We start from the raw sequence: 11776 nt of genomic DNA, 5'->3' as shown, positions 1-11776 counted from the left end.
GGGGCGTATTGCAATACGCCCCGGCAATCATCCTTCCTACGGCGCAGGCGCCGGCGTCCCGTCCGATTGGACGTTGAATGACCCGACGCCGGTATTCCCGTCGATGTCGTCGTAAATATTGAAGCTGATGTTCGGTGTGCTGATCGGATGAACGAAGATGTCCGCTTCGGCCGCGCCGTTTCCGGTGATCCGATTGTGCGTGATCATGATCGGCGACGACGAGAGGTTGAAAACCCCCTCCTCCCCATTGTCGGTGACGGTGTTTCCGATGATATTCACCGACGCCCCGATTTCATTGGTAATCCCTTTTCCGCCGTTTCCCGAGACGGTGTTGCCGATGATCGTGGGGGACCCTCCCTGGCTGGAGATCCCTTCGGTGGTGTTCCCGGTGATCAGGTTGCCGTTCAAGTTGGGAGAGGAGGAAACATTTCGAACGCCGGCGCCGTTATTGTTGCGAATGATGTTGCCGACGATCGTCGGGGCGGTATCGACGGAGTTGAGAATCCCGCGGCCGTTGCCGGTGATGATATTTCCCTGAATCATCGGGGAGGCGTTGTTGAAATTGTCGATTCCTTCGTTCGTATTGTCCGCAATAATGTTTCCGGCGATGATGGGCGACGCGTTGTTTTGGCTGGTCATGCCGAATTGATTTCCGGTCATCGCATTGTGCAAGATCGTCGGCGAGGAGGCAAGAATGGAGATTCCGAAAAAACCGTCGGTGACCGTCAGGCCGGAGATCGCCACATTGGTCAGGGTATTCAGGACGATCACGCTCTGGTCCGGAGCGGCCGATTGGATCGTCGTCACCTCCCGGCCCGCCCCTTTCAGGTGGACGTGGCTCTTCATCATAATATTGTCGATGTAGGTTCCCGGCATCACCTTAATCAAGTAGGGATAGTCGGCAGAAGGATCGATGTCGGCCAGCGCCTCGCTCACGCTGGTGTAGTCTCCCCCTTTTTTTGCCACGATCACGACGTGGGCCGGTTTTTTCGTAAGGTCGAAATCAAGTTCGTCCTCGGAGACGCAGGCATTGCAGTCGAGATCGGTTGCGGTTTTGTCTTTGACCGGTTTCCCTTTTTGAAAGCCTCCGGGAACCTTTTTTGCTTCGGCGTTTTGTCCGAAGAAGAGGAGGATCGTCATCAGCATCACCATTCCGTACGAACAGGCGCGTTTCATCATCGGGGTTCTCCTTTCTTTAAGGGTGTGAAGAGAGGAGCCGAGCACTCGAGAAAAAGAGCGATCGGTCCCTGGTGTTGAGGATGAGAATAATCGGTTTGGTTTTTCCCCGTCTGTAACTTGAATCACAGTGCGCCGGGAGCGGATTAAAGAAAGGTGTTTTACGTTTAAAGACGGGGAGCTTCAGAGGGTCACTCGTACTCCCGCGTATAGAGAAGGTCGAGGCTGCTCTCTTCGCCGCTCTCGGCGCGAAGGGTCAGCTTCCGGTTGATCGTGTAACGGAGAGAGAGGGTATTGGCCGCTTCAAAGAGACCGATTCCGTAACTGACATAAAACCGGGGCGACAGATATCTCCCGATCACCAGCGTCGTCTCCTCGATCGTCTCTCCTCCCTCCAGACGGACCTCGTCGAGTCCGAGGGTCCGGCCGATCCGCTTGGCGAGGAGGTTTCCCCCCTTTACGCCGAGGGCCGCGATCGCCTTTGTCATCAGATCCCCTTCCTCCCCGGAAGCTTGGTTGAGGGGGCGTCCCAGGAGGAGATAGGAGAGGGTATTCGCTTCGTCCATCGGCGGGTCGGAGAAGAGGGTGCTCTGCGGGCGCTTCAGCGTGCCGCTGACATGAATGCCGGCGGTGATCTCTTCCACTTTTCGGACCGCCCGGATGTCGAGCCCGGGGTTGTCGGTTGGGCCGGCAAATATAATCCGTCCCTCGGTGATTTCCAACTTCTGGCCGTAGGCCTGATATTTTCCTTCCACGATTCGCAACGTTCCTTCCGCGAGGGTCGGCCGATTGGGGGCGTCGGTCGCCAGCAGTTCACCGGTGATCTTTCCGGTCAGACCGAACCCGTTGAAGGAGACCTCTTCTCCCATACGAATCCTCACGCGGGTATGGATCTCCCATCCCTGCGCGGAATCCGCCTCGGATTCCTCTCCAGAGGGAGCGCGAACGATGACGACATCCTCCGAGACCTGGACCGCCCCCTCGGGAAGCTCGCGCGGGGTGATCTCGGCTTCCGGAATAAAAACTTCGCCGGCCAGTTCGATCCGCCGTCCCAGCACCTGCAGGGTGAGATCGGGGGAGGCGAGAAGATGCACCTCCGGCAGATCGACCGCTTCAAACCGCTCGCCGTGGATCGAAAGTCGCGCCGGCCAGCCTCGGTCGGGATCGATCGCGATTGTTCCATTCACGTTGATCCGGCCGGGACCCGATCCGGCTTCCGCATCGATGAGAAGCGTTCCCGGGTCCCGGCTTCGAATCTCCAGGCGGAGGGGATCGAGCGTGATCCCGAGCGCCGCAATCCGAACCGTCCCTCCCTGCAGGGTCGCTTCACCGGTAACTTGAGGATCGGTTGGGCTCCCTCCCAGAGCGAAATTGATCCGCAGTTTCCCTCCGGATTGTGTCACGTTCGGGATGAGTGCCGTGATCGGCTCCAGCCGGTCGAGGTTCGCTTTCACGGTTCCGTCAAGGCGGCCCTCCCGCCAATCGGCATCGAGATCGAACGGGGAGAGGGTGACGACGCCTTGAAGGCCGCCGTGTCCCGTCAGGGTCAGCCGGGCCTCGGCGAGAAGGCGCTTTTCGTTCAGCTCCGCTTGAAAAAGTCCGTCCTGATAGGGGAAGCGGAGCGTTTCCTCTTCGGTCACGTTGTAAACCAACGTCCCCGGTTGCGGAATCCATTTGGTTTTGAACTGAAGCCGGCCGTCCCGTTGGCTCGCGCGCCACTCCCCATCGAGCGCGCTGGAGAGGGTTGTCTCGGGGGGAAGCCACGGTTTGATAAGATCGAGCGGGATCTGCTCCGCGCGCCCCTCCGTCCGCCACCCCTGCTCTTGCTGCCACGCTCCGGCGATGCAGAATCGGGCCGCCTCCTGATGCCAGCATCCCGTTTCGACATCAGCCGCGTCGGCCGAAAGGATCATCTGAACCGGTTCGTCGAGAATCCAGTTGCCGAAGGCTTTGTCCTGCAAGGCCGATCGTCTCAATGCCCCTTTCCATTGTTTCCCCTCAACGCCTCCCTCCATCCGAAGGAAGACCCGTTGATCGCGGGTGCGGGCATCGGCCTGGAGGGCATGGCTCGAAAGGAGGCCCTTTCCTTCCACCTCGATCCGGGTGATCGTCTCCCCGGCCGCTTCGACCCCTTCAACGTCGATGTCGATAGAAGAGGGCATTTCATCTTGAAGATCGACCGATCCTTTCAGCCGCAGCTGCTTTATCTTCGTCTCCGCCCATCGCAATCTTTCTCCGCGGACCTCGGCCGAAATGGCCGGAAGGGATCGCGGGCCGCGAATCCGTCCGCTGCCGGCGAGCCTTCCGCCGGCGTCGGGGAGAAGGGCGGCGAGATCGGGGGCCTGAATTTTCCAGCGAAGGTCCCAGTGACCGGACATTTCCCCGGCGGCCGTCAGACGGGCCGATCCGGAGTGAAGTTCGAGCGCTTCAATTTCGTAGGTTTCCCCATCGACCTTTAGATCGGCCTGCGCGCGGACCGGGTAGCCGCGAAGTTCTCCCTGAAGCGCGTCGAGTTGAAACGTTCCAACCGGACCGGCGTCGGTCAATTTCCCTTCGGTGTTGAGATGGAAGGTGATCCGTCCGTTCCATTCGGGCCAGCGCGCTCCCGGATTGAGGGTTGACCCATCGAGGGCGAGCGCCCAACGGACCTCCGGCGCCCACGCGATTTCTCCTTTGCCGTTGATCTTTCCATCGAGCGTCCGGACCGCCACTTCACGGACGTTCGCCATTTTTTCAGATCCGGTCCCTTCGATTTCCAAGAGGGTCTCGGGAAATTGCGGACCGCGCAGGTCGGCCTGAAGGCGGAAACGATAATCGTCCATCGGCCCGCTGAACTGATAGGTTCCCTGATTGCTTTCGACCATTGCCTCTTCCGTAAGAGGCCACTGCACGTCGCTCCAGGAGCCGGTTAGGTCGACCACCGGTGTTCCCTCTTCCAGCCGGACCGTCCCTTGTGTGTCGATAGAGAAAGGCGCGGTCAGTTGGTGGCGAAGGTCAAATTTTTCCAATGTCCCCTTCGCCTCGCCCTTTCCTTGAAGCGAAGCGTCCGGAAGGAGATCGGCGGACCAGTCGGCCGAGAGGTCGAAGGGATAAGCTCCGCGCGGATCGACCTTTCCGGAGAGCGAGACGGCGAATTGAGGCGCTTCGACTCGGAGCGATTCGATCCGAAGACCCTGTTCATCCATCCGTCCGGCGAGCGCGAGATGGTCGATCGTGACGGTCTGATCGTCCGAGGTGAAGGTGATGTCGTCCAGGGTCGCCTTCGAGACGACGATCCGGATCGGAAGGTCGATCGACGGGAGAGCGCTCTCGCCCGTTTCAGGGGGAGGGGTTTCCTCGGCGTCCTGTTCATAATCGACCCACTCGATCGACAGGAGTTCGATCGAAAGCTCCCCGCTGAGCAGGTGCGCCGGACGCCAGGCGAGCCGGGCTGCTCCGATCGAGAGCCGGCGGGTCTCATCTACATACGCGACCCCTTTTAAAGTAAGGGGGCCGAGAAGCGTTCCATCGACCTGCTCGATCTCAAGCTCTCCCGGGACAAATCGGCCGGCCTGGGCAAGGAGCCACCGGGCGCCCGGCTCAGTGGCGACGAGGAGCACGGCTCCGAGTCCGAGAAAGAGAATCAGGAGTAGCGGGATGAACCAGAGCCATCGGTACCTCATAGATCGGGCCCCATGTTGATGTGGACCCGCAAGGCGAAGCCCGGCCGATCAAGGGCATAGGCGAGATCGACCCGAATCGGTCCGACGGGCGAATACCACCGGCCCCCGATGCCGACGCTGTCTTGAGGATTGAGATCCCAATCGTTCGCGGCGTTGCCGATATCGTAAAAAAGAGCGACCCCCCACTGCTCCGCGATTCGATAGTCATACTCCACGCTTCCGGTCGCGAGGTAACGTCCTCCGATCACCTCGCCCGATTCGTTTTCGGGTCCCAGGGTGTTGTAGCCATAGCCGCGGATGCTCCGATCTCCTCCCGCGAAGAAACGGAGGGAGACGGGAAGATCGTCGAAGTTGGAAACGGAGGTCCATCCGAGCTCTCCGCGAAGGAGGATTCGGCCCGACGATCGGACGGGCCGGATGATCTTCGCGCGCACTTCCGATTGAAGCAGGCGGATGTCGGAAAAGAGGACCTCGTCGGTCCCCCGGACGGTGACGGAGACGCGACTCCCGCGGCGGGGATTCAGGCTGCCGTCGGCGAGGGTGCGGGTCCAGGTGACCCCTGGCAAAATGAGCCGGGAGTGTCCCACCTCCCCGCCGACTTCGAATGTTTCCGTTTGATAATTGATGAAGCGGGTCTCGATCCAGCGTCTTCCCCGCAGAACGCTGTGGCTCACCCCGATTTTTCCGAGACGGGACTCGGCTGTCTCGGTCTCCTCCCGTTGGATGCCGGCCTGTAGATCGACCTTGTCGGTCGCCGGCCGCCGGAGCGGAATTTGATAATCGGCGGTCAGGCTTTGTCGGAGAACGGAGAGCTCCAACTCCGAGTTGAAGCGGTGGCCCCATTCGTTGACCCGGTGGTTACCCCAACCCAGGATCGCGCGGGGTCCCGTGTCGGTGCCGTAGCCGAGCCCGATCGAGAGCGCATATTGTTTCCGCGCGATCGCGGTCACTTCAATCGGCACCGTGTGATCGGCCGCTTCTTCTCGAAGCGGCCGCAGATCGACCCGGGAAAAATAGGCGCTGTTGACCAGAAGGCCGTTGAGGGCGAGGATCTGATCGGCATGGTAGGGTTCTCCCGGCTCGAAAGGGACGAAACGGGCGAGGAAGCGGGGATCGAATGCCGGCTCCTCTTGTTTAAAACGGACCTCTCCGAGGCGGTAGCGCGATCCCGTGTCGAAATCGATCTCCACGGCGGCCTCGTTTTTCACGAGATCGACGGCCGCCCGGTGGGTAATGAAGCGCGCATCGAAGTAGCCCCGCTCCGCCGCGAGATTTTGAAGCATCTCTTTTGTCCGTTCGTATTCTCCGTGGTGAAACGGTTCTCCTTCCCGGAGCGGAATCTCAGCCAGAAGCTCGTCGAAGGCGGGATCGCCTTTCCCCTCGCCGGTGACGGTGAGATCGATTCGAGCGACACGGACCGGCGGGCCGGGATCGATCTTGAACCGGGCGACCCAGCGCTCTTCGGCGCGGGTCAGCTCGGAGTCGATCCGGGGTTGATAGTAGCCGAGCGCCTGAAGGGCCTGATGGATCTCCTCCGGCGCCTGGCGGTAGAAGCGCCGGAGGGTCGATTCGGTGAGGGGGGAAGGAGGTTCTTCAAGGCTCAAATAGGCTTGAACATTCTCAAGTAGCACCCCTTCAACCCCTTCGATCTCGACCGTGATCTTCTCTTCACCCCATGCAGCCAAGGGAAGCCAGAAGAAAGAAATGAGGAGGATGACGGCGAGGCGAAGGTGCCGTTCGGTCTCGACCCGCGCCGGGCGGGGGAGTATAGGGTTCAACGAATGATCCGTCCGAGAGAGAAGGTTAAAGGAAAAAGGCGATCATGGGTGAAGCCGGTAGGCTGCAATCGTCTCGTCTCCCAGAGTTCGGTCACCTCTTTGGAGGACACTCTTATCGTACTATAGTTCGGGCGGTCGGTTCAAAGGGGGAATGTTTAAGGGGTCGCTTTTAACCGGACGGAACACGGGAACGATCAAAACAGATTCTTATCAGTACGGAAAATTGGTGATTGACATAGTTCTAATTAGAACTATACTGATTAGGACAGTTATTCATCGAAGGAGCCGAACATGAGCCCTGCGCCGAAAGATCCCGGAGATGAGCCTTACCTGAAAGTGCTGCGGCCGCTGGTCGAGGCGTTTTACGCCTTTCTCTCGAAGGATGATCGCCATATCCGCTCCCTGGGACTCACCCTTTCCCAGTTCGACGTGATCGCCACTTTAGGGGACACCCAAGGCATGACCTGCAAACAGCTGTCGGAGGAGACGCTGGTCACCAAGGGGACGTTGACCGGGGTCTTGGACCGGCTAGAAGAGAAAGGCCTGATCGAGCGGGTTTTTTCTGAAGAAGACCGCCGCGTGACGATGATCCGCCTGACCCGACAAGGGGAAAAGAAATTCAAAGAGGTCTTCCCGGCCCATATTTATTACATCAAACCGTTCTTCGAACGGGCCCTCTCTCCCGCCGAAATGAAGACGCTGCGGGGGCTTCTGCTTCGTCTGAAGGAAAGTTTCGAGCGGGATGAGGGAAACATCATCAAAGGAGGAAAAAAATGAAAGGACTCTTTCAAACCGATGATTCTTGGTCGAACTTCATCTTGCGGGTCATGATGGGTCTGATCATGTTTCCGCACGGGGCTCAAAAGTTGTTGGGATGGTACGGCGGATTCGGGTTTTCCGGAACGATGGGTTTCTTTACGGAGAAGATGGGGCTTCCGTGGATCATCGCTTTTCTCATCATCATGGGAGAATCGATCGGCGCCCTGATGTTGATCGGCGGCGTCCTGACCCGGTTTGTGGCGGCGAGCCTCGCGGTGATCATGGTCGGCGCGATTTGGTTGGTTCATTTGCCGACCGGCTTCTTCATGAATTGGTTCGGGAAGCAATCGGGGGAGGGATATGAGTTCCATCTCCTCGTCATTACCATCTGTGCCGCGTTGGTCCTCTGCGGCGGGGGAAAGTGGTCGGTAGACAAGGTGATTGCGGAGAAGCTGGAGAAATAATCGGTCTCTCGGCGATCTGTTCAATTCGACGAGAAAATAAAACGGCTACTCGATCTCACTTCTCCGTCCTTCTTCTCCCTCTTTGATCCAGACCGTTTTGATGTTGACGAATTCCCGGATTCCGAAGTCGCTCAGTTCTCTTCCATAACCGGACTGCTTCACCCCGCCGAAGGGAAGACGGGGGTCGGAGGCGACCATTGCATTGACAAAGACCATTCCCGCCTCCATCTCTTCGATGAAGCGGGCCCGTTCCGCGCGATCGTTCGTCCAGACGCTGCTGCCGAGGCCGAAGATGGTATCGTTTGCGAGATCAATCGCTTCATCGATATTTGCGACACGGAAGAGCGAAGCGACCGGACCGAACATTTCTTCGCGATAAGCCGGTGTTTCTTTCGGAATGTCGGTGAGAACCGTCGGCGGATAATAAAATCCGGGGCGACCGACCGGTTTTCCTCCAGTCAGAAGCCGGGCGCCTCCGGACACGCTTCTTCGTACCTGTTCATCCAATATCTTTACCTGATCGGCCGTGGCGAGCGGACCGATGTCGGTCTGCTCATCCATCGGATCGCCGATCTTTAGATTTTTCATCGCCTCAACAAATCGCCGCTCAAATGGTTCCGCGATCGACTCCGCCACGATGAATCGCTTTGCGGCGATGCACGATTGGCCGTTGTTGATCGTCCTGGCCTGGACGGCCGTCTTGACCGCTACATTAAGGTCGGCGCTCGGCATGACGATGAAGGGATCGCTTCCGCCCAATTCGAGGACCGTTTTCTTAATCCGCCTTCCGGCTTCTCCTCCGATCGCCTTTCCCGCGCCGATGCTCCCTGTCAATGTCGCGGCGCGGACCCTCGGATCATCGATCACATGTTCCACCTCTTCGGATCCGATCAAAAGAGTTTGAAAGACCTCCGCCGGAAATCCGGCGCGCGTAAAGATTTCTTCAATCGCGAGAGCGCATTGCGGCACGTTGGAGGCATGTTTGAGGAGGGCAACGTTCCCCGCCATCAGGGCGGGGACGGCAAATCGGAAGACCTGCCAAAAGGGAAAGTTCCACGGCATGACGGCGAGAATCGGGCCGAGCGGTTGGAAGTGAACACTGCTTCGGGTCGCATCGGTCTTGATCTCGATGTCGGATAAAAATCGCTCTCCATTTTCGGCATAATAACGGCAGGCCCAGGCGCACTTGAGCGCTTCGGTTTTGGCGGCGTTGATCGGTTTTCCCATCTCGAGGGTCATCAGCCGCCCGAACCGATCTTGTTCCTCTTCGAGGATTCGGGCGGCCTGAAGCATCCATTTTCCCCGGTCGGCGAAGGAACTCCAGCGATAGGATCGGAAGGTCTCTTCGGCCTTTCCGATCTTTTCATCGATCTGTGGATCGGTCAGCGGGGCAAAGGTTTTGATGATTTTTCCTGTTGCCGGATTGATGGTTGCGATGGCCATGGTTGACCTCTCTAAATTGTCAAAGCGATTTCTTCTATTCTAAGAAGTAGTGAGGAATGGAAACAATCCGCTGAGAAGATGATGTCGATTCGGATAATTGGTGTGATAGTCAACAAAGGGGGAGCTTAAAAAAGGGCTGGCTCATGCGACGCGCCGATGATTTCTTCGTCCGTCTTTCAGCGATTCGAGGAATTCATTGGTCCGAGGGTATTGAGAATATCGGAGCGCTCGATCCAACCGCGACGGGCGACGCCGATTTCATAATGGAGATAGGATCTGACGCGGCGCATGTCCTGTCACACTCGGCTCACCTGGCAAGTTCGCCGAGAAGGATGAGGGCTGAGAAGCCCGAAGCGGCGAGAACGCCGGAATAGCGGGGTCCATTGTGGAAGGCCTCCGGGATCATCGTTTCCGCCGCCATCGCAATGAGCGCCCCGGCTCCGGATGCCTTGAGGATTGCCGTCACGTCAGGGCCAAGATCACTCAGGAGGTAGAAGGCAAGTGTCGTTGTCGCCGCAGTACCGAGCGCAATACCGCTCCATAGGCTCAGCACATAAGTAGATGAGCGCAACGCGAGGCGCATCCCGGCCGTCCCGGAAAGCGCCTCCGGCAAGTTCGAGAGCACGAGCGCCATGACCAGTGCCAGATCGGGTCCATGGGTCCGTAGGGTGATGCCAAGGACCAGCGCCTCCGGCACCGCATCCAGCGCGGTGCCGAGCGCAATCGAGGTGCCGCTGCCCGGCGCTTCGGCTTCCGAGGGCTGCGGCTTGCATTCTCCGCAGCGCTTGCGGTCCTTGGCGGTTGAGAGTGCTGCGTTCGCGATGCTGAACGTAGCGGCACCGGCAATTATTCCGCCTACCGTGGATGCTGCGCCGGCCAGCCTGAGCGCCTCGGACGCGATCTCGATCGAGGCGACTGAAAGCAGCACACCCGCGCCAAGCGACATGACGGCGGCGATGGCCCGGTGCGGAAGGCGCGTTATCAGCCCCAGTACTGCCCCTCCAAGGACGCCGGACGCCGCAGCCAACCCCCAGAAGAAGGCCCACACTCCTCCCATGCTCCCTTCGGACATGGCATGCTCATCGGACGTGTGTGAAGTGAATGGCGAGTGCGCGGTCGACGAGTGCCTCTTCCGGAACGTTGATGATGTGCGCGTTCGTCATGGCAGTGTTCTCCTGTTGATTCAACCGATGTTGCCGTGTGTGATGTGGGAAAGACGGCCACGAACTGCGCACCATCCCCCTTGTTCCAATTAGCGCAATGGTCTGAAGCCCGCGCGCACCTCTTCTGAAAAGAGCTGCGGCTGTTCCCACGCCGCAAAGTGCCCGCCTTTGTCGAGCTTGTTGTAATGGATGAGGTTGGGAAACACGCGCGCTGCCCAACTCCGCGGGACTTGATAGAGCTCGTCTGGAAAGGCGCTCACGGCCACCGGAATTGCAACTCCCATCGGCGCAAAAAAAACCAACTTGTTTTCCCAGTACAGACGCGCCGAAGAGATCGCCGTGTTCGTCAGCCAATAGAGCGTGATGTTGTCGAGGACATCGTCTCGCGTAAGGCCTTCAGGCTGACCGTCAAAAACGCGTGCGATGAGCGCGTAACTACGTGCGTCGTGGTCGAGTATCCAGGCGGCGAGACCGACCGGCGAATCCGCAATCCCGTACAGCGTCTGTGGGCGGTTCTTCATCTCGATGGCATAACCGAGGCCGTTCTTATAAAAAAAGTCCAGCTGGTCGTACGCGTGTCTTTCCTCGGCGGAGAGACCGGACGGCGGCGGGTCGCCGAATTGGAGTGCCCTCGCAACGTCGGCGGGTATGGCGGCGGGCATGTTGGAATGAATGCCGATCAATTCCGGGGGGGCCTGCACCGCCATCTGCTCCGATACGGGATCCCCCCAATCGCCGCCCTGGGCCACAAATCGCGTGTGTCCGAGGCGTTTCATCAGCACGATCCAGGCGCGTGCGATCCGGATGGGATCCCAACCTGGAGTCGTCGGCTTTCCTGAAAATCCGTAACCCGGCAGTGACGGAATCACGATGTCAAAAGCGTCCGATTCACTCCCGCTATGGGCCGTGGGATTCGTCAGCGGATCGATGATCTTCAGCTGCTCGATGACCGAGCCGGGCCATCCGTGCGTGACGATGAGCGGCAAGGCATTTTGATGCTTCGAACGAACGTGGATGAAATGAATCTCCAGCCCATCGATCTCGGTGATGAATTGCGGCAGGGCATTCAGCTTCGCCTCGCACTTGCGCCAATCGTATTCGGTCGCCCAATAGTTCGCGAGCTTGCGCATCGTCGCGAGCTGTACCCCTTGCGAGGCATCGGCGACCGTTTCCCGCTCAGGCCACTTTGTCGCGTTGATGCGCTTGCGCAATTCGGCAAGCTCCGTATCCGGAAAATTCACACGAAACGGGCGAATCGCATCCTTTTCAGCGGCTCGCTCGCTGCTCTGTCGTCTCGGATTGGTTTGGGCCATGGTCTCCTCCTTTTGAGT

Annotated in this window: 8 protein-coding genes; 2 read left to right on the top strand and 6 right to left on the bottom strand. The window is 59.0% G+C overall.

Annotated features, from left to right (window positions below; translation table 11 throughout):
• Window positions 1–36: 36 nt before the first annotated feature.
• From MCM46_00535 to MCM46_00525, 3 genes are all read right to left on the bottom strand, one after another.
• Entirely contained in the window at window positions 37–1179 is a 1143-nt protein-coding gene (locus MCM46_00535) for a pectinesterase family protein (protein MCG3110282.1), read from the bottom strand.
• A 188-nt stretch (window positions 1180–1367) separates the two neighbouring features.
• Window positions 1368–4838: a translocation/assembly module TamB gene (locus MCM46_00530; protein ID MCG3110281.1), complete on the bottom strand. Its 3471-nt coding sequence runs from the start codon at window positions 4836–4838 to the stop codon at window positions 1368–1370.
• On the bottom strand, window positions 4835–6616 hold the full coding sequence (locus tag MCM46_00525; protein ID MCG3110280.1) for an autotransporter assembly complex protein TamA: 1782 nt from the start codon (window positions 6614–6616) through the stop codon (window positions 4835–4837). The genes MCM46_00530 and MCM46_00525 overlap by 4 nt, the downstream gene beginning before the upstream one ends.
• 291 nt (window positions 6617–6907) lie before the next feature.
• Here MCM46_00525 and MCM46_00520 point away from each other — a divergent pair, with 291 nt between their 5' ends.
• Together MCM46_00520 and MCM46_00515 are read left to right on the top strand one after the other, a co-directional pair.
• Window positions 6908–7393, top strand: a complete 486-nt coding sequence (locus tag MCM46_00520) for a MarR family transcriptional regulator (GenBank protein ID MCG3110279.1) — start codon at window positions 6908–6910, stop codon at window positions 7391–7393.
• Window positions 7390–7839: a DoxX family protein gene (locus tag MCM46_00515; GenBank protein ID MCG3110278.1), complete on the top strand. Its 450-nt coding sequence runs from the start codon at window positions 7390–7392 to the stop codon at window positions 7837–7839. Before MCM46_00520 ends, MCM46_00515 begins: the two co-directional genes overlap by 4 nt.
• Window positions 7840–7884: 45 nt before the next feature.
• On the opposite strand, the gene MCM46_00510 is transcribed toward MCM46_00515, so the two are convergent.
• The 3 genes from MCM46_00510 to MCM46_00500 all read right to left on the bottom strand — a co-directional run bounded on the left by MCM46_00510 (window position 7885) and on the right by MCM46_00500 (window position 11758).
• Entirely contained in the window at window positions 7885–9282 is a 1398-nt protein-coding gene (locus MCM46_00510) for an NAD-dependent succinate-semialdehyde dehydrogenase (GenBank protein MCG3110277.1), read from the bottom strand.
• A gap of 307 nt (window positions 9283–9589) precedes the next feature.
• On the bottom strand, window positions 9590–10354 hold the full coding sequence (locus tag MCM46_00505) for a hypothetical protein (protein ID MCG3110276.1): 765 nt from the start codon (window positions 10352–10354) through the stop codon (window positions 9590–9592).
• A 180-nt stretch (window positions 10355–10534) separates the two neighbouring features.
• Window positions 10535–11758 carry an epoxide hydrolase gene (locus MCM46_00500; GenBank protein MCG3110275.1) on the bottom strand — a complete coding sequence of 408 codons (1224 nt, stop codon included), beginning with the start codon at window positions 11756–11758 and terminating at the stop codon, window positions 10535–10537.
• Between the last annotated feature and the right edge of the window lie 18 nt (window positions 11759–11776).

Source organism: Candidatus Manganitrophus morganii (genome assembly GCA_021651055.1).
Lineage (GTDB): Bacteria > Nitrospirota > Nitrospiria > SBBL01 > Manganitrophaceae > Manganitrophus > Manganitrophus morganii.
The sequence above is the reverse complement of the archived record's forward strand: the minus strand, read 5'-3'. Positions and strand labels throughout refer to the sequence as shown.

Excerpts from the sequence above, each read along its gene's own strand:
- MCM46_00535 (MCG3110282.1), bottom strand. The coding sequence starts at position 1,179 with ATGATGAAACGCGCCTGTTCGTACGGAATGGTGATGCTGATGACGATC.
- MCM46_00530 (MCG3110281.1), bottom strand. The coding sequence starts at position 4,838 with ATGAGGTACCGATGGCTCTGGTTCATCCCGCTACTCCTGATTCTCTTT.
- MCM46_00520 (MCG3110279.1), top strand. The coding sequence starts at position 6,908 with ATGAGCCCTGCGCCGAAAGATCCCGGAGATGAGCCTTACCTGAAAGTG.
- MCM46_00515 (MCG3110278.1), top strand. The coding sequence starts at position 7,390 with ATGAAAGGACTCTTTCAAACCGATGATTCTTGGTCGAACTTCATCTTG.
- MCM46_00510 (MCG3110277.1), bottom strand. The coding sequence starts at position 9,282 with ATGGCCATCGCAACCATCAATCCGGCAACAGGAAAAATCATCAAAACC.
- MCM46_00505 (MCG3110276.1), bottom strand. The coding sequence starts at position 10,354 with ATGTCCGAAGGGAGCATGGGAGGAGTGTGGGCCTTCTTCTGGGGGTTG.
- MCM46_00500 (MCG3110275.1), bottom strand. The coding sequence starts at position 11,758 with ATGGCCCAAACCAATCCGAGACGACAGAGCAGCGAGCGAGCCGCTGAA.